Raw genomic sequence first — 18,191 nt, 5'->3', positions numbered from 1 at the left:
AACCGCACGGCCGATCCCGCTGTCGCCTCCGGTAATCAGCGCTACCTTTCCTTTTAGCTTACCGGCTGCTTTGTACTCGTTACTTTCAAACTCCGGCTTCGGGTGCATCTCCGATTCGGTTCCGGGTCTGTGATCCTGATGCTGGGGCGGCAATGTCTGCTTCTGTTGATCTTGTGGCATATGAACATTTCTCCTTTCAGGTCAGTATCTCAAACTACCTCTCATAGGATGCGTTCGACGCGGCTTCTTATTCCATAAAAAGCCCTTCGCTATTGTTTTTACCCATATTAAACGGGATCAAACGTAAGCACGGTGCTTTTCCCGTAACAAAATCCCCCTCTTAACGGGACCTTGCGCTCAAAGCCCAGTCCGCTGTTTTGCGGGAACCCCCGGAATATCTAATTGCTGTAATATTAAAAAAAACCGCCCGAATCAACGGACGGCTTCTCTTCGTATGTAGCTGTTCTTAGATGATATGATTGAATACCATGAAGAAAATCATAACCAGAAGCAGCAAGGCGAGCAATGCGCTAAGCGTGCCGAGCTTGCTTGTTTCTTCCTTCACTTCACGCTTCTCGCGGATGCCTGCAAGCGCATTCTTGAGCGGCTTGCTCATAATGCCTCCAATCGCAAACATCGCCAGCAGCAACACCGTTACAATGATCATCCAAGGAACCGAATACTCGCCCTGGGACATCATGTATCCGCCAGTCAACAGCTGAATGACCAAGCCGTACTGCGCAAAACGGTTCGCAACCCGAATCGTATTCACGGCTCCTTCTTGAGCGCCCAGAGACAGCTTCTGAATACCGCCAACAACAAACGGCAGGATCAAGTAAAATCCTAGCGCCGCCGTACCGACCATATGCAGAAAAAATGTCACGTTCCACATAAACAATTCCTCCAAAGTCGTTAGTGTGATTTATGTTACATCGAATTCATCGTCTCCTATTATACTGGACAGATCATCCAAAGAAAAGCAATCCCGCCCCGAATCACGGGACGGGATTGCATTATTAGACGATTTTGTGAATCCTGATTCAAATTACAGGTTCACGACCGAAGTCACGTTCCGCACGGATTCCGCCGACTTATCCAGCGCCTCTTTCTCTTCGGCGGTCAGCTCAAGCTCGAAAATGCGCTCGATGCCGTCTCCGCCGAGAATGGCCGGTACGCCCATGAACAGGTTGTCATAACCGTACTCGCCTTCCAGAAGGGCAATAACCGGAATAATCCGTTTCTTGTCCTTCAGAATCGCTTCCGTCATTTGGACCAAGGAAGCAGCAGGCGCGTAGTAGGCGCTGCCGTTCCCCAGCAAATTGACGATTTCGCCGCCGCCGACCCGGGTGCGCTGCACGATCGCTTCAATGCGTTCAGCCGGAATCAGCGTGTCGATCGGAATGCCGCCCACGCTGGAGTAACGAACGAGAGGAACCATGTCATCGCCATGGCCGCCCAGAACGAAACCGCGGACATCCTCAACGGATACGTTCAGCTCTTGCGCGATAAAGGTGCAATAGCGTGCCGTATCCAATACGCCGGATTGACCGATGACGCGATTCTTGGGAAATCCGAGCGTGTTGTATGCCACATAGGTCATGGCATCCACCGGGTTGCTCAGGATGATGACCGTGGAGTTCGGTGCATGAGTCTTCACGTTCTCGCATACGGACTTCACGATTCCTGCATTGGTGTTGACGAGGTCATCGCGGCTCATGCCCGGCTTGCGGGCTACGCCTGCTGTAATGATTACGATATCGGAATCAGCTGCATCTTCATAGTTGGATGTACCGACTATGTTGCTGTCAAATCCCTGAACGGGACTTGCTTCGAGCATATCCAGCGCTTTACCTTTGGTAGGATTCTCGAGCTGCGGGATATCCAGCAGCACCACATCACCCAGTTCTTTCTGAGCCAGCATCAGGGCGGTAGTCGCACCTGTGAAGCCAGCACCTACTACCGTAATCTTTTTACGAGTAATTGCCACGATGAATCTCCTCCTTACAGGTTTTTAATGATTTCGTCTGCGAACTCGGAGCATTTCACTTCAGTAGCGCCTTCCATCAGGCGGGCGAAGTCGTAAGTCACGGTTTTGTTGTTGATGGACGTTTCCATGCCTTTGTAGATCAGGTCAGCCGCTTCCTGCCATCCGAGGTGCTCAAGCAGCATAACGCCGGAGAGGATAACGGAACCAGGGTTAACTACGTCCTTGTCTGCATATTTCGGAGCCGTACCATGAGTCGCTTCGAAAATCGCATGTCCTGTTACGTAGTTGATGTTAGCGCCCGGAGCGATACCGATACCGCCAACTTGTGCAGCCAGAGCGTCAGACAGGTAGTCGCCGTTCAGGTTCAATGTCGCAATGACGTCAAAGTCGGTTGGGCGAGTCAGAACCTGCTGCAGCGCGATGTCGGCAATCGCATCCTTAACGATGATTTTGCCGGCTTCTTCAGCCGCTTTTTGAGCAGCGTTAGCTGCATCTACGCCGTCTTTGTCCTTGATGATATCGTACTGGGCCCAAGTGAACACTTTATCGCCGAATTCGGCTTCAGCCACTTCGTAACCCCAGTTTTTGAAGGCACCTTCCGTAAATTTCATGATGTTGCCTTTGTGAACGAGCGTTACGGATTTGCGGCCATGCTTGATCGCATATTCAACCGCTGCGCGTACAAGACGCTTGGAACCTTCGGAGGACACCGGTTTGATGCCGATACCGGAAGTTTCCGGGAAGCGGATTTTGTTTGCTCCCATTTCGTCTTGAAGGAACTTGATCACTTTCTTCACTTCGTCGGAGCCTTCTTTGTATTCGATGCCTGCATAGATGTCTTCCGTGTTCTCGCGGAAAATAACCATGTCGACCAGCTCAGGACGTTTTACCGGAGACGGTACGCCGTTGAAATAACGGACAGGACGCAAGCAGGTGTACAGATCCAGCTCTTGGCGAAGGGCTACGTTCAGGGAACGGATACCGCCGCCGATTGGCGTTGTAAGAGGTCCTTTAATTGCAACGATGTACTCGCGAATCGCTTCAAGCGTATCGTTCGGGAGCCACTCACCGTATGTATTGTATGCCTTCTCACCGGCAAATACTTCATACCAGGCAATTTTCTTGGAACCGTTATACGCTTTTTCTACAGCTGCATCCAGGACGCGCTTGGAAGCTTTCCAGATGTCACGGCCTGTGCCGTCGCCTTCAATAAAAGGAATAACAGGGTTGTTAGGCACCTGCAGGGTTCCGTTATCAATCGTGATTTTCTCGCCTTCAGTCGGCAGTGCGAATTTTTCCAGTTTCATGAGTATGAGTTCCTCCTTCGAATATGGTTCTTTTCTCTAGCCATTTCAATGTGATACTGTGTGCAATAGGCATAGAGAAATCCGCCACCCGCGATTCACTCGCGTTTAAGCGGTTCTCTAGCCTATTGTACATGATTGCCAGCCACTTAGCGAAGTTCTATCGGCACATATTTTTGATCGGTCATCCCCGTATACTCTGCGCGCGGGCGGATAATACGGTTGCCTTCATACTGCTCAAGAATATGCGCGGTCCATCCGGATACGCGGCTGATCGCGAAAATCGGCGTGAACAATTCGTGTTCAATGCCAAGCTGCGTATAGACGGAGGCGGAATAGAAATCGACGTTCGGCTTCAGGCCTTTTTGGTTGGTAACCGTTTCGTCGATCAGCACCGACATATCGTACAGCGTGGTATCGCCTTTCATTTCGCCAAGCTCGCGCGACATTTTTTGGAGATGCTTCGCGCGCGGATCGCCGTTTTTGTATACGCGGTGTCCAAAGCCCATAATTTTTTCACGGTTGTCCAGCTTCTCTTGAATGTACGCCTGCGCCCGATCAATCGAACCGACTTCGTTCAGCATCTTCATGACGGCTTCGTTGGCGCCGCCGTGCAGAGGGCCTTTCAGCGCGCCAATGGCGGAAGTAACACCGGAATAAATGTCGGACAGCGTGGCTACGGTCACGCGGGCCGCAAACGTGGATGCGTTAAGCTCATGGTCCGCATGCAATACGAGCGCCTGATCCAGAGCCTTAATGGAAGTCTGGTCAGGATCCTCGCCTCTGAGCATATACAGGAAGTTTTCCGCGATGGAGGCGCCTGCTTTCGGAGCCACCGGCTCTTTGCCCTGACGAACGCGGGCAATGGCAGCGATGATCGTCGGAAGCTGAGCTTGAAGTTTAACCGCTTTCTTCTCGTTCGCTTCACGGCTCATATCGTCGCCTTCGGCGTCGTACAGAGCGAGCGCGGATACAGCCGAACGAAGAGCAGCCATCGTATTGCCGTCCTTCGGATACAATTTGATCTGCTGGATAAGCTCATCCGGAATGGCGGCATAGTTGCTCAAATCTTGTTGAAGCGCCTTAAGCTCTTCTACATTCGGAAGCTTTCCGAACCAGAGCAGGTAGGCTACCTCTTCAAAACTTGCATGTTCTGCGAGATCGTCAATATCATATCCACGGTAAGTCAGAACGCCATCGACGATCGAACTAATCGCGGAGGTGGTAGCTACAATGCCTTCCAAACCCTTGGTAGCTGTCATGCAACATCTCTCCTTTATGATCGGGATAAACTGAACTATTTTGACAATCATGAAAACATTTTCATGAAGTCAGATAAAAATAGAAAAACGCGCGAAAAAATTGCTATGGTCCTAGTCACAAACCTTCTCATATCATACTGGATTTTGTCTGATATGTGAACATGAGCAGCGACATTCGCCGCATCAAATTGTTTTATCGAAACCATAAACATTTTTTTGAAATCACTTACAATTCCATTATACCTGTGATAATTCTCATTGTCGAATCATGAAGACGACCATTTTTGAACTCTTTATCCTTATATTGAAACTCCCTGCATACGTATAGAATGAGCCTTTCTGCTCGTCCCTCCAAGTCAGCTGCAAAGGAGTGTGATTCATTGGAACGATTGATGCTTAAACGTTTGGGCCGGGGAGTGTGGGTGCTGTCTTCCATCTTCATGATCGCCTATTTGATATATGTACTGCTGCCGCTGCTTTATCCCTTCCTTCTGGCCTGGATCATCGCCTATGCGATGAACCCCTGCGTCAACCTGCTCCAGCGGAGTTTGAGAATGCCGCGCTGGATCGCCGTCACGTTGTCCCTCCTCCTGTATTTCGGCGCAGCCCTGTTGATTCTCACCGCGGCTGTCAGCAGGCTGGTCAAGGAACTGATTGCCCTGTCCCAGTCCTTTAATCTCCACATTGACGCCTGGATGGAGTGGCTGACGGCCTGGACGCAGAATGAGAGCTTCCAGAATATCGTCAATGAGATCAGCCGTTTCTATCAGAACAACCCGAATTATCACGATACCATCAACCAAAACATCACCCGTACGACGCAGACGATTGGCACGGCCGTGACCGACCTCGTTACCGGTATTTTTAACGGTATCCTGCAAATTATTTATTATTTGCCGAATTTGGGGACGATTTTCATTGTCGTGCTGTTGTCCACGTTCTTTCTCAGCAACAGCTGGGAACGTCATAACCGCGCGCTGCTCCGTCTCCTGCCCGGCGTCATTCGTAAACCGATGAACTATATCTTCTCGGATCTGAAAAAAGCGTTGTTCGGATTTGCCAGAGCCCAGCTGATTCTCATATCCATTACGGCCGTCATCGTCACGATCACGCTCTATGCGCTCGGCGTGGATTCCGCCTTCTCCATCGGGCTTCTGATCGGCTTGGTGGATCTGCTCCCTTACCTGGGTGTGGGCATCGTCCTGATTCCGTGGTCGCTGTATGCTTTTATGTCCGACGACCTGACGCTCGGCATCGGGCTGACGGTCCTGTACAGCATCATTCTGGTCGTCCGTCAGATCATGGAGCCCAAGGTGCTGGCCAGCAGCGTCGGGCTGGATCCGCTTGCCGCTCTGCTGGGCATGTTCGTCGGGCTTAAGCTGTTCGGGATTTTGGGACTGATCATCGGTCCCGTGTCGCTTGTCATCCTGGATGCCTTTCATCGGGCCCATGTGTTCAAGGACCTGAGGAATTACATTATCGGGGGCAGGTTCAGGTAGCCCTCGTTAAGAAACGGCTTGGTTTATCTCATCATTGGGCTAATGTAACCATCGTATTTGGTAAAATTGAAATAGGCTGCTCCCTTGCATAAAATAGACCGGCCCCTTTGCGGGACCGGTCTTATGGTAATGTCTGCTTGTATTATCTGCGAAAGATCGTAATCTTGCCGTTTTTCATATTTTTCTTCATCCATTTCAACAGCAAAATCCGATACAGCGGGCGGGTCAACGGAAATATCAACGTAAAGCCGATAATGTCGGTTACAAAACCCGGCAGAATGAGAAGTACTCCACCCGCAAATATACATAAACCGTCCGCCATGGAAGCACCCGGAACCATGCCTGTATTCATTCTCTGCTTGGCGTCTTCCATCGCTTTGCGGCCTTCGAATCTCATCATGGCCACGCCGACGGCAGAGGTCAGCAGTGTCAAAAGCAATGTATTCATGCCCCCTACGCGGTCCGCAACAAACTGAAAGCCGAATATCTCAATAGTAGGCACAAAAATAATCGCTGCCAGCATCCATTTGAACATGAAGCTACTCCTTCCTCCCCAAAAGGGTATCCTTCAATGCATCATACAGCTTTGGCGCGCATTTATCCAGTCGGGCCGGCTTCCACTCCCGGTTCAGCCATACATGCCGGGTCGCTCCTGCCGTTAACAAGGCACCGGGGAGCTCGGAATCGGTATGCCAACCCCTCGCTCCCAAATCCGCCAGCTCCTGCTCACTCAGCAGACGGACCTCGTATTCATAGTGTATTCGCAGCGGGGAGAAAGCAGTCATTCTTGTAAATATTGTCACGAGATCATCATATCGCGCCGGCCGGCGGTACTTGATGTCCAGATCCACTACAGGGAGCAGGACGCCTTCTTCTTCCATTCCCCGATACGTAAATCCCATTTCACGGATCATTTCGGTACGCCCGATCTCAAACCAGTTTAAATAGTTCGCATGATATACGACACCCATTTGATCGCTTTCCTGGTAACGCACCCGAAAGGATGTCCAGAACCAGCGGCTTCGCGTCGGTACGGATGGATTAGCCAACGTCTTCTTCCCCCTCATGTATGCAAAAAGCAATGGCCGACAAGAAACGTCGTCCATTGCTTATATGCAGCTATATTCAGAATCCAGCGGATTCTTGATGATGAATCTACTTCTGCTGTGGAATTTGGTCCACTTTCAGCAGGTTCGTGGAACCGGAACGTCCCAGCGGCACGCCCGCCGTAATCACAACAAGATCTCCTTCTTTCACGAGTCCGGATTTCACGCCGCCTTGCAGCGCATAATCAAACATCTCGTCCGTAGAAGAAGCCTGCTCGCCTTTAACCGGCGTTACGCCCCAAGTCAGTGCCAAACGTCTCAGCGTTCTTTCTTGAGTCGTTACGGCGACGATAGGAGCCTGTGGACGGTATTTGGATACCATGCGAGCCGTTTGACCAGATTCGGTAGACGAAATGATCGCTTTGGCATTCAGGTCGAGTGCCGAAATCGCAACCGATTGGCTGATCGCTTCGGTTACGCTGGTTTCTTGTGCAATGCGCTGCTTCAAGAACAATTCACGATAGTTCAGTGCAGATTCCGCTTTTTCCGCAATGCGGGACATCGTCAATACGGATTCCACCGGGTATTTACCTGCAGCCGTTTCGCCGGAGAGCATGATGGCATCGGTTCCGTCGAAAATCGCATTGGCAACGTCACTTGCTTCCGCACGGGTAGGACGCGGGTTGCGCTGCATGGAATCCAGCATTTGCGTAGCCGTAATGACCGGTTTGCCGGCCAGGTTACATTTTTCGATCATGCGTTTTTGAACCAATGGAACTTCCTCAGCCGGAATTTCAACGCCGAGGTCGCCACGGGCTACCATCAAGCCGTCGGATACTTCCAGGATTTCGTCCAGGTTGTCAACGCCCTGCTGGTTCTCGATTTTGGAGATGATTTGGATGTGCTCGCCATTGTGCTTCTTCAGCAATTCGCGAATTTCCAGCACGTCACTTGCTTTACGAACGAAGGAAGCGGCAATAAAATCGATGCCCTGCTCGATCCCGAAAATGATATCGTTGGCGTCTTTTTCCGTAATGCCTGGGAGGGAAATCGCGACTCCCGGCACGTTAACACCTTTTTTGCTCTTAATGGTTCCGCCATTAACAATGCGGCATCTGATTTCGGTGCCTTGAATCTCCACCACGGTCAGACCGATCAGACCGTCGTCGATCAGGATCGTCGATCCGACTTGAACGTCTTGAGGCAACTCTTTATAAGTAATGGACAAACGATTCTTATCACCAAGGATTTCCTCGGTAGTAAGGGTGATATATTCATCTTGTACAAGCTCAATCGGTTCCACTTCAAGTTTGCCTGTACGGATCTCCGGTCCTTTGGTATCAAGCAGGATCGCTACCGTTTTGTTCAACTCTTCGCAAGCTTGGCGGATGTTCTTGATCCGGTTGCCATGCTCCTCGAAGTCGCCGTGAGAGAAGTTCAGACGAGCCACGTTCATGCCGGCCATAATGAGCTTCTTGGTGTTTTCCAACGATTCACTGGAAGGACCGATGGTACATACAATTTTTGTTTTGCGCATTTGGGTTTCCTCCGTTTATTAAAGGGTTCTCTATATCTCTTTTTCCAACAACTAAATCTACTACAAAAAGTCTCATTTGTATAGGAACTTTGTCATATCGTCACATACTCATCAGACTTTTAGAGGATAACGTCTTCCGGTTCCGCCTTCGCAAAGTCGAATTCGCCGATCTTGCGGAATTTGCGGTACCGGTCTTCCTTCAGCTCGCAGGCATCCATCACGGACAGCTCCTTCAGCTGGCTGATCAGGGCGCTCCGAATGGCAGCGGCCGTCTCCTCGTAGTTACGGTGCGCACCGCCCTTAGGCTCAGGAATGATCTCCTCGATGACTTCCATTTCAAGCAGGTCTTTGGCGGTGATCTTCATCGCTTCCGCGGCCTGGTCCGCCTTGGACGCATCCTTCCATAGAATGGATGCCGCGCCGTTCGGCGAGATGGCGGAATAGATGGCGTGCTCCAGCATCAGCACGCGATTGCCTACAGCCATCGCAAGAGCACCGCCGCTTCCACCTTCGCCGATGACCACACAAACAACAGGCACCCCAAGAGACGACATCTCCCTTAAATTGCGGGCGATCGCCTCGGACTGACCTCTTTCTTCTGCTGTATTACCCGGATATGCGCCTTTTGTATCAATAAAAGTGATAATGGGGCGCTTGAACTTGTTCGCCTGCTGCATAAGCCGCAGGGCTTTTCGGAAGCCTTCCGGATGCGGACTTCCGAAGAAACGGGCGATGTTGTCCTTCGTGTCTTTGCCGCGCTGCTGGCCGACCACCGTGACCGGAACGCCGTCAAGTTTGGCCAAGCCGCCGACGACGGCAAGGTCGTCCCCGTAGAGACGGTCTCCATGCAGCTCGATGAAATCCGTAAAGATCAGCTGGATCAGATCAAGCGACGTCGGCCGCTGCTGATGACGGGCCAGATGCATTTTCTGGGAAGGCGAAATCGAGGAATAAATCTCTTCTTCCAAACGACTATATCGTTCTTCCAGGCGGGCGATTTCATCCGTGAAATCGATCCCTTTTTCCTGTCCGAATTGTTTCAGTTCATCTATCTTCTTGCGCATTTCGGCAAGTGGCATTTCAAAAGGCAATTCGCCTGACATCAGAATCCCCCTTTCACGGTATGCATCTCCAGCAGCTTACCAAGCATGGAGCGCATATCTTTCCGATGAATAACCATGTCAAGCTGACCATGCGCCAAATTGAACTCCGCTGTCTGGAAATCGTCCGGCAGCTTCTGGCGAATGGTCTGTTCAATAACGATACGGCCCGCAAAGCCGAATACGGCTCCCGGCTCGGCGATGTTGATATCGCCAAGCGTCGCAAAGCTGGCGGACACGCCGCCGGTCGTCGGATCCGTGATCACTGAAATGTAGAGCCCGCCGAGTTCATTGAACCTGGACAGGGCCGCGCTTGTTTTGGCCATCTGCATCAAACTGAGAATGCTCTCCTGCATCCGGGCGCCGCCGGAAGTGGAGAAAATAATGAGCGGTAAACGCTTGTCCGTCGCAAACTCGATCGCACGGGTGATTTTTTCCCCAACGACGGAGCCCATGCTTCCCGTGAAGAAGTCAAAACTCATCACGGCCACCACAACGGGCTGGCCCAGAATGGAGCCTTGGCCGGTAATCACCGCATCATGCAGACCGGATTTCATCTTCTGCTGCTCCAGCTTGGCCGCATATCCCGGAAACTTGAGCGGGTCCACCGAGATCATCTCTGCGTCAAACTCTTCAAAGCCTGTCTCATCCAGCGTCATGGCAATCCGCTCAACCGCGTTCAAGCGCATATGATGCCCGCACTCCTGACAAACCTTCAGATTCTTCTCAAGCTCTTTGCTGTATTGAATGGTGCCGCACTTGGCACACTTATTCATCAGACCTTCCGGAATTTCCCGTTTCGGGCGTTCGCCTTCCTGAGGCTGCCCTGCCGTCCCAAGTCGTTCCGATGGGATCGTTGCGTATTTTCTTTTTTTCTGAAACAAGTCTTTAAACACAACTACACCTCTCCAGCCGTAAATTTGAATGGCCGCCGCAATAGCACATCGCCGATCCGTACGCTAAGCTTCGCTATGTAACCCAGATGAAACTAGGGGTGCAATATCGAATTCAACACTTCCTGTACTTCCTCAAGCTCTCCGGAGGGTACCAAAATCTCAAACTGCTGTTTGGAAAGATTCACAGGACGGCTTTGAACCAAAAACCCTTCTTCCGTTAGCCTGGTCTTGATCATTTCCGCCACCTTTGCAGTTGGCGCAATATAGATAACCGTCCACATGCCTTTCAGATCCCCCTAATCTCGTCCCACAGGCATATCCTGAGCCGATATAATGGATAATGATAACATACTTCAGTTTTTACCTCAACAAAGAGAGCAGGGGGCTGAAAGCCAAATCCGTACCCTTATGCAGCGATTCGACAACACTCGCGCAAATCAGTCAGATCCCGCGGTATAATGGGCCGCATCGGGATTGTTATGCGCGATTCGCGAGGAAGCGGCGGCGGCAATGCCTGCAACGAGATCATCCAGAAACACATGAATCCCGTCCGTTTTTTCATTTAATATCTCAATCACGCCAATTTTTTCTTTATCCAGGTAGCCGAAGCTGGTCAGTCCAATCATGCCGTATATGCTCGTGACACCGAGCGCCATGGTCTCATCCACACCGTACAACGGTTCGTCCTGCTCCATAATTGATTGCAGCGGCTCCGGCAGCAGTTTCTTCTCCGCCAGCTCATCCAGCGCAATGCCCGTATACAACGTATACTGCACTTCGCGCTTCCCGAGCACGGCCCGCACGCTTTCCTCGCACTGCTCGATGGTTAGCGTCGGATGGTAACGCTGTTGAAGCTTCAACACAATATCCGCGATGGAGTTAACGCTGACTCCTCTGCGGCTGAGCATGCTCTCTGCCAAGTCCATTGACACCACAAATCCCCCCCGCGTCTTTGGCCGTTGCCCTGTCACTACGGTCATCGCCGTAAAGTGCTTTCTTTCAGGCGAATACTCGGCCAACATTCCTGTAGTGTCCTAATTGTATGCGGGAGGGATGGGAAACGTTCTTAAATTTTCATGTCACTTCACTTTAACGGTGTCTTTGCCCAGCATGCTCTCCATTTCGGCAATGAGCTCTTGCGAAGGCTTGATCCGATAGGCATCACTGAGCGCAAGCACCTTCTGGCTTCGTTCATAAAACAACACCGTTGCGACAGGCCCCGGATGCCGCTGCAGAAGCTCTTTCAGCTTGACCAGCATCTCCGATCGCTCCGCATCGGCCGTTATTTTCACAAACACGCGCTGCTCTGCTTTAGGATTCGATGCGCCTGCTCGAGATTCCTTCCCGGACGTTCGGTTAATACCTGAAACTTCCTTTCCGATCGGAGGCAGGTCTTGGCCTTTCGTGGCGGCAAGCGGCTGCGCTGCATTCAGAACGGCCTTTGGTTCGCCGGCCGAAGCCGCCTGCTTGCCGGTTGCGCCCGATGCGGCGCCCCGGCCTGCTCCCTCGGCCCTGCCTCTGCCGCCGCCCTGCGTTCCCCGGACCTTGCTCCGCCGAACGAGCTGGCCCAGGGTCTGCGCTTCAAGCGGAGCGATTTCTTCGGCCAGCAGCTTGAAGCCTTCGTCCTGCAGCTGGACCTTCGCCCGGATCGCGAGAAGGGCTCCTTTTTCAATCAGATGCGCGCTTCGCTTCCACACTTCCGGAAAGAGAACGACCTCGCAGCGCTCGATTTGATCCTCGCACTCCATGAAGGCCATCGCTTTCCCCTGTTTCGTCGTAATGGTCTTCAGCGAGACCACCATGCCGGCAACCGTAGCCATCGACTCATCCTCCGCTTCATGCAGATCCATGAGCCGATCCGCTCCGGACTCCGTCAGCGTCTCTTCAAAGCCGTCCAGCGGATGACCGGACAAATACATGCCCAGCAGCTCGCGTTCGAATTCGAGCTGCTGACTTGCCGTATAAGACGGGATGTCCGGATATTCAATGTCCCAATTCGCGGTTTCCACGAAGTCGAAGAGCTGAATCTGAAGATCATCCCGCTCCTTTCTCCACTTCACGGCCGCTTCCACCGTTTCGTCCAGCATGGCGACCAGCTGGGAGCGGTGCCCCTGCAAGGAATCGAAGGCGCCCGCCTGGATCAGGGACTCGATCACGCGCTTATTGCATACGCGGAGGTCGACGCGGCGGCAGAAATCAAGCAGGCTTTCAAACGGCTTTTCGCGCCGGATCTCGACGATATTCTCCACCGCTTGCGTGCCGACGTTCTTGATGGCGGCAAGCCCGAATCGGATCCCTCCGCCGGCCGGAGAATCGGCCTGCAGTTCGCTGCCTTCGGCAGCAGAACGGCTCATGACCGGCGTAAAATACGTCCCGCTTTCGTTGACGTCCGGCGGCATGACCTCGATATCGATGCGCCGCGCCTCCAGCACGTATTCGGCTACCTTCCGATGGCTGCCCATGACGGCTGTCAGCATGGAAGCCATGAACGGAACCGGATAGTGCGCCTTGAGGTAAGCCGTCTGGAAGGCCAGCACGCCGTAAGCGGCAGCATGCGCGCGCGGGAATCCGTAGTTGGCAAACCGGACGATCATGTCGTACACGCGGTTGGCCTCATCCTCGGTATAGCCCAGCTTCAGGCTCCCTGAAACGAAGTGGCTGCGCTCGCGGTCCAGCACCTCGCGTTTCTTCTTCGATACCGCTCTGCGCAGCAGATCCGCTTCCCCGAGCGAGAAGCCCGCCATCGTCGAAGCGATCTGCATAATCTGCTCCTGGTAAACGATAATGCCGTACGTATCGCCAAGTATCGGGATCAGGTCCGGATGGGGGTACTCCGGCTCGATCCGGCCGTGCTTGGCCTGAATGAACTTCGGAATAAATTCCATGGGACCCGGGCGGTACAGGGCATTCACCGATACGATATCCTCAAACACCGAAGGTTTCAAATCCTTCAGCACCCGCCGTATTCCGGCCGATTCGAGCTGAAATACGCCCGCGGTCTCCCCCCGGCCCAGCATTTCGTAAGTCGCTTGGTCGTCATCCGGCACTTGGTCGAAATCAAGCTCTCTGCCGGTCAATTCTTGAATCCATCTCAGCGTGCGCTCGATGATCGACAGCGTCCGCAGGCCCAAAAAATCCATCTTGAGGAGCCCCACGCTCTCCAAATTCTCCATGGAATACTGCGTCAGCGCGGTCTTCTCGCTGCCTTCCTGCAGCGGCACCGCATCCGTCAAGGGCTCCCTGGAAATGACGATGCCGGCCGCATGCGTCGATGCATGGCGCGGCATGCCCTCGACCTTCATCGCCATGTCGATCAGCTCGCGTACCTTCGGCTTCGTTTCGTACTGCTCCTTCAGCTGCGGGCTTTGCTCCATCGCTCTTTCAATGCTGATGCCCAAGTGGTTAGGGATCAGCTTGGCCGCCTTGTCCACATCCCCGAACGGCACATTCAGCGCACGCCCGACGTCGCGGACGGCTGCCCTTGCGGCCATCGTACCGAACGTAATGATCTGGGCCACATGCTCTTTCCCGTATTTGTCCACCACGTAATCGATGACCTCGTCCCGGCGCTCATCGCTGAAATCGATATCGATATCCGGCATCGTGATCCGTTCCGGATTCAGGAAGCGTTCAAACAACAGCTTATATTTCATCGGATCCACATTGGTAATCTGCAGGGTATAAGCCACTAGGCTTCCTGCCGAGGAACCCCTTCCGGGTCCGACTGCGATGCCTTTCCGGTGGGCATAGGCGATAAAATCCCATACGATCAGGAAATAATCGCTGAAGCCCATGCTCTCGATAACGCCGAGCTCATAATCGAGGCGCTGTTCCAGCTCGCTGCGCTGCCCTTCATCCTGCCACCGCTCCGTGCCTTCGTAGCGTTCCCGTAATCCGCTCAGGCAGAGATCCCGTAGGTATTCCGCAGCATCCTTCCCTTCCGGAAGCGAGCTGTATTCCGGCAAAATGGATTTGCCGAATTCCAGCTCCAAACGGCACTGGTCCGCAATCTTAGCCGTATTCAATATAGCTTCAGGCACATGGGGATACAGACGCTCCATGTCGCTGCCGCTCTTCAGATAGAGCTGGTTCGTCTGAATCTGCAGCCTGTCTTCATCTTCGACCGTCTTTCCCGTGCCGATGCAGATCAGGACGTCCTGAACCTCGGCATCGTTCTCGGTCAGATAATGCACATCGTTGGTCGCTACCAGCGGAATGCCGGTCTCGCGGCTCAGCTGAATCAGCTGGGGATTCACGCGCTTCTGCTCCGGAATGCCGTGATCCTGCAGCTCAAGGTAGTAATCCTCTCCAAAAATCGCCTGGTAACGGAGCGCTGCCGCCTTGGCTTCCGCCTCGCGTCCATGAAGCAGATGCTGGGGAACCTCGCCTCCCAAGCAGGCGCTGAGGCATATGATTCCTTCATGGTGGGCGGCCAGCGCCTCCATATCGATTCGGGGTCTGTAATGATACCCCTCCAAATGCCCGATCGAGCACAGCTTCATTAAATTGCGATAGCCGGTCTCATTCTTGGCAAGCAAAATCAAATGATAGATCGGCTGGTCCTTGCGGCTTCCCCGCTCCTTGCGGGAGCCTGCCGTGATATAGGCCTCGCAGCCGATAATCGGTTTGATGCCCTGCGCCAGGCAGGCTTTATAGAACGGAACGGCACCGTACATCACGCCATGATCCGTCAGCGCCAGCGATTTCATGCCAAGCGCCGCCGCTTCCCGCACCAGGTCACCGATACGTGCCGCTCCATCGAGCAAACTGTATTCACTATGCACGTGCAAATGCACGAAAGAGCTCATCGTAACGCCTTCCTTTCGCCGGTACATGTATATTTAAAATCAACTCAGAAATATCTTATAAAGTCTTTATACCATTTTATCATAATCCCGCTAGGCCCGCCCATAGAATGAAACTAGGGAATACGTGGACAGGCGGTTGCCGTGACATCCACCGAGAGAAGAAAGGAGACATGAGGGCATGAGCGTTTTTTTATCCAAAGCGATCCTGGACTTTTTTATAGCCTTCGGCATCGTGCTGGGAGGGGCCATGGTGGGAGGCGTGGGCGCCGTGCTGTCCCTGCAGCCCCCGACCCTGACCATGATAGAAGTGGCCGACCGGATTAAGATATGGGCGCTTGCCGCCGCCATCGGAGGGACCATTGATCCGATGCGGGTCATTGAAAGCAACATGGTAGTCGGCAATCTATCCCCTGCCATCAAGCAGGTTTTATATCTGGGCTTTGCATTTCTTGGAGCACATATGGGCAGCGAGCTGGTCAAATGGGTGTGCTCCAGCCGGAGCTGATCCATGCGCGTACCTCCGGCCCACCGATTCCGCCCCTTCTATCAGGTCGCATCCATCTTCGTGCTGGGGATGGTCGTCGGCAGCATCCTCTACAATTCGGTTTATCATGCAGCCTACAATAAATTATGGGAAACGAATCAGGAACAGCAGCTCAAAATAACGCAGTATGAAAAAGATATCGATTCGTTAAAAAAATATAATAAACAATCCACGGTCATCAAGGAAATCAAGATCCGCAGCGAACAAAACGACAGGGAGCCTCTTGATCCCGTCATCATCAAAGAGCTCGTCAGGCTTATGAGCGACGATCTGGCCGCCCTTCGCGGCCGCAACGTGTTTGATATCGATACGGACAGCAAGCTGACCCGTTCGCTCCTCAGCGACAAAATCTATACGGTCCGGGAAAAAGATTACAAGGTCCAAATCAAAACTATGCTCGTCATGGAAGGCGTGCTGCAAATCTGGGTCGGCGTCGATCATCTGGATGCAAAGTCAACGGGATCATGATACAATACATACTATTGTAAATGATCGAATCTAACATGCTTTTAGAGGGTGTTCAAAAAGTCATCTTGTGATCACGAAGCAGCATGTGAACACACACTTTTAGCCACATCGCGAGCATGTTACCGAATATAAAGGAGCCTTCCATTCCATGATAACCGTTATCCACTATATCCTGTACATTATCCTTGTCCTGTCCGTCGTAGCTGCCGCGCTGTATAGCATTCGCGCACGGCGAGTAGCGGATCCGGTCGACCGCGGAATCCATATGTCCATGATGAACCTCTGCATGGGCATTATGCTGGTTTCCCTTTCGCTGGTGTGCATGTTCCTGTTCAGCGGCTCCACGCCCGCTGTCATTGTGGAAGCGGCGTTTTTGGTGCTTGGCGCGTTCAATATATTTGCCGGCATTCGAAGCCGCACCTATTACAGCAGACTGAAGAATTCACGGACGGCCGGCTGAATGAAGCTAAGTTGAAAAAAGGCATCCCGCATGGTCTACAAGACCAGCGGGGTGCCCTTTTTTTATTAGTCGGGAGAGTTTCCCCTTAGCCGTGATCGATCGCCTGCATCGTCATGACCGCTTTGGCAATCAGGCTCGTCTGATGCTGGATTTCAATCTCCATCTTGCAGGTGCGCCGGCTGAGCTCCAGCAATTTCGGCATAATGACAATCGGATCCTCGATCTGCACAGGCCGGATGAAATACGTCGACAGATGATCGAGGACATGATCCCAGCCGCTGATATCCTTGGCCGCCTTCACGGCCGCCTGGCTCATCACGGTGGTGAGCACCCCTTGCGAAATCGTTCCGAGTTCCGAAGCCATCTGGGGCGTGATAAAGCCGTGGAAGAACAATCGCCCTTCCTCATCCCGATCCTCCGCGATCCCGTTCCAGATCAGCTGATCGAACGTCTCGCCGAGCTGAGGCTGGTTTCGCGCATCCCGCAGTGCGCCAAGCACCTCTTTCCGGGTAACGGTGGCAAGCAGCTTGCGGTTCCGATCCACGATCGGCAGAAAATCGATCCCTTCCCACATCATGATCTGCGCGGCTGACGCAAGGGAGGTCTTCATGCTGGCCGTCACCGGATTGCGGGTCATCGCTTTCTCGATCGGCTGGGTTTCGGCCAGACCTTCCACGTCGCGAACCCCGACGATGCCGATGACCCGGTTCCATTCGTCCGTGACCGGGTACCGGTTTTCCCCCGTCTCCTGCGAAATCCGTTTGAATTCCTGAACGGTGACGGAGTTTTTCAACTGGTGATTCTTGGGCTTATCATGGGCGATATCCTCCACCAGCATAATTTTCTTCTTAATTAAGCGGTCGAAAATGGCACGATTGATCATGGAGGCGACCGTAAACGTGTCATGTCGGGACGAGATGATAGGCAGATCCAGCTGATCCGCCAGCAGCTTCACTTCCCGGCTCGTGCCGAAACCGCCGGTAATCAGCACGCCTGCCCCCTGCTCTAACGCCAGGGAATGGGCATCTTCGCGGTTACCGACAATCATGAGGCTTCCGGCGTCGATATAGCGGATCATGGCTTCCACTTTCATCGCGCCGATCACATACTTGTGCAGGCTTTTATTCAGCCCTTCGGCACCGCCAAGCACATGTCCTTCCACGATCTCGACGACATCGGCAAACGTAAGCTGCTCGGATATGTTCCGCGGCTTCCGTTCCACGCGAACCGTACCGATCCGTTCCTTCGTGACAACAATGCCTAGGCTTTCCGCTTCCTTC

Annotated in this window: 17 protein-coding genes and 1 pseudogene; 4 read left to right on the top strand and 14 right to left on the bottom strand. The window is 52.9% G+C overall.

All coding sequences use genetic code 11. From position 1 onward, the window contains the following. From HMPREF9412_RS27215 to citZ, 5 genes and pseudogenes are all read right to left on the bottom strand, one after another. Positions 1–180 (bottom strand): annotated as a pseudogene (locus HMPREF9412_RS27215) (NAD(P)-dependent oxidoreductase); the annotation flags it as partial. Between the two features lie 286 nt (positions 181–466). Beyond that, positions 467–892, bottom strand: coding sequence for a hypothetical protein (locus tag HMPREF9412_RS27210; RefSeq protein ID WP_009595065.1), 426 nt, complete (start codon positions 890–892; stop codon positions 467–469). 153 nt (positions 893–1,045) lie between these two features. Continuing rightward, on the bottom strand, positions 1,046–1,987 hold the full coding sequence (gene mdh, locus HMPREF9412_RS27205; protein ID WP_009595059.1) for a malate dehydrogenase: 942 nt from the start codon (positions 1,985–1,987) through the stop codon (positions 1,046–1,048). Between the two features lie 14 nt (positions 1,988–2,001). After that, complete coding sequence (icd, locus tag HMPREF9412_RS27200; protein WP_009595069.1) at positions 2,002–3,294, bottom strand: NADP-dependent isocitrate dehydrogenase; 1,293 nt, start codon at positions 3,292–3,294, stop codon at positions 2,002–2,004. Between the two features lie 146 nt (positions 3,295–3,440). Further along, a complete protein-coding gene (gene citZ, locus HMPREF9412_RS27195) occupies positions 3,441–4,553 on the bottom strand; it encodes a citrate synthase (protein ID WP_009595070.1) in 1,113 nt (370 codons plus the stop codon). 380 nt (positions 4,554–4,933) lie between these two features. On the opposite strand from citZ, the gene ytvI reads away from it, so the two are divergent. Then, positions 4,934–6,052, top strand: a complete 1,119-nt coding sequence (gene ytvI, locus HMPREF9412_RS27190) for a sporulation integral membrane protein YtvI (protein ID WP_009595063.1) — start codon at positions 4,934–4,936, stop codon at positions 6,050–6,052. Positions 6,053–6,194: 142 nt separating this feature from the next. Here the strand turns inward: ytvI and HMPREF9412_RS27185 are convergent, their stop codons facing one another. The 8 genes from HMPREF9412_RS27185 to HMPREF9412_RS27150 form a co-directional block, all read right to left on the bottom strand. Continuing rightward, positions 6,195–6,587 carry an FxsA family protein gene (locus HMPREF9412_RS27185; protein ID WP_009595058.1) on the bottom strand — a complete coding sequence of 131 codons (393 nt, stop codon included), beginning with the start codon at positions 6,585–6,587 and terminating at the stop codon, positions 6,195–6,197. A 4-nt stretch (positions 6,588–6,591) separates the two neighbouring features. After that, the gene (locus HMPREF9412_RS27180) at positions 6,592–7,101 is read right to left on the bottom strand and encodes an acyl-CoA thioesterase (protein WP_009595066.1); all 510 of its coding nucleotides are present in this window, start codon (positions 7,099–7,101) and stop codon (positions 6,592–6,594) included. 106 nt (positions 7,102–7,207) lie between these two features. Continuing rightward, entirely contained in the window at positions 7,208–8,635 is a 1,428-nt protein-coding gene (pyk, locus tag HMPREF9412_RS27175) for a pyruvate kinase (RefSeq protein WP_009595064.1), read from the bottom strand. A 119-nt stretch (positions 8,636–8,754) separates the two neighbouring features. Then, positions 8,755–9,738: an acetyl-CoA carboxylase carboxyltransferase subunit alpha gene (locus HMPREF9412_RS27170; RefSeq protein WP_009595072.1), complete on the bottom strand. Its 984-nt coding sequence runs from the start codon at positions 9,736–9,738 to the stop codon at positions 8,755–8,757. Then, a complete protein-coding gene (gene accD, locus HMPREF9412_RS27165; RefSeq protein WP_009595062.1) occupies positions 9,738–10,631 on the bottom strand; it encodes an acetyl-CoA carboxylase, carboxyltransferase subunit beta in 894 nt (297 codons plus the stop codon). Before accD ends, HMPREF9412_RS27170 begins: the two co-directional genes overlap by 1 nt. Before the next feature lie 92 nt (positions 10,632–10,723). Continuing rightward, complete coding sequence (locus tag HMPREF9412_RS27160) at positions 10,724–10,912, bottom strand: hypothetical protein (protein WP_006212044.1); 189 nt, start codon at positions 10,910–10,912, stop codon at positions 10,724–10,726. Between the two features lie 156 nt (positions 10,913–11,068). After that, the gene (locus HMPREF9412_RS27155) at positions 11,069–11,563 is read right to left on the bottom strand and encodes a phosphatidylglycerophosphatase A family protein (protein WP_036673757.1); all 495 of its coding nucleotides are present in this window, start codon (positions 11,561–11,563) and stop codon (positions 11,069–11,071) included. A gap of 147 nt (positions 11,564–11,710) precedes the next feature. Continuing rightward, a complete protein-coding gene (locus HMPREF9412_RS27150; RefSeq protein WP_009595074.1) occupies positions 11,711–15,439 on the bottom strand; it encodes a DNA polymerase III subunit alpha in 3,729 nt (1,242 codons plus the stop codon). 178 nt (positions 15,440–15,617) lie between these two features. On the opposite strand from HMPREF9412_RS27150, the gene HMPREF9412_RS27145 reads away from it, so the two are divergent. The 3 genes from HMPREF9412_RS27145 (at position 15,618) to HMPREF9412_RS27135 (ending at position 16,911) form a co-directional block, all read left to right on the top strand. After that, positions 15,618–15,944: a YtrH family sporulation protein gene (locus HMPREF9412_RS27145; protein ID WP_009595060.1), complete on the top strand. Its 327-nt coding sequence runs from the start codon at positions 15,618–15,620 to the stop codon at positions 15,942–15,944. Positions 15,945–15,947: 3 nt separating this feature from the next. Beyond that, positions 15,948–16,451 (top strand): hypothetical protein, encoded by a 504-nt coding sequence (locus HMPREF9412_RS27140; protein ID WP_009595061.1) that lies wholly within the window; start codon positions 15,948–15,950, stop codon positions 16,449–16,451. A gap of 148 nt (positions 16,452–16,599) precedes the next feature. Continuing rightward, on the top strand, positions 16,600–16,911 hold the full coding sequence (locus HMPREF9412_RS27135) for a YtpI family protein (RefSeq protein ID WP_009595071.1): 312 nt from the start codon (positions 16,600–16,602) through the stop codon (positions 16,909–16,911). 85 nt (positions 16,912–16,996) lie between these two features. Here HMPREF9412_RS27135 and HMPREF9412_RS27130 read toward each other — a convergent pair. Continuing rightward, positions 16,997–18,191 (bottom strand): DRTGG domain-containing protein (locus HMPREF9412_RS27130; protein ID WP_009595068.1); only part of this gene is annotated, 1,195 nt, incomplete at its 5' end.

The organism is Paenibacillus sp. HGF5 (genome assembly GCF_000204455.1).
Lineage (GTDB): Bacteria > Bacillota > Bacilli > Paenibacillales > Paenibacillaceae > Paenibacillus_AQ > Paenibacillus_AQ lautus_A.
The sequence above is the reverse complement of the archived record's forward strand: the minus strand, read 5'-3'. Positions and strand labels throughout refer to the sequence as shown.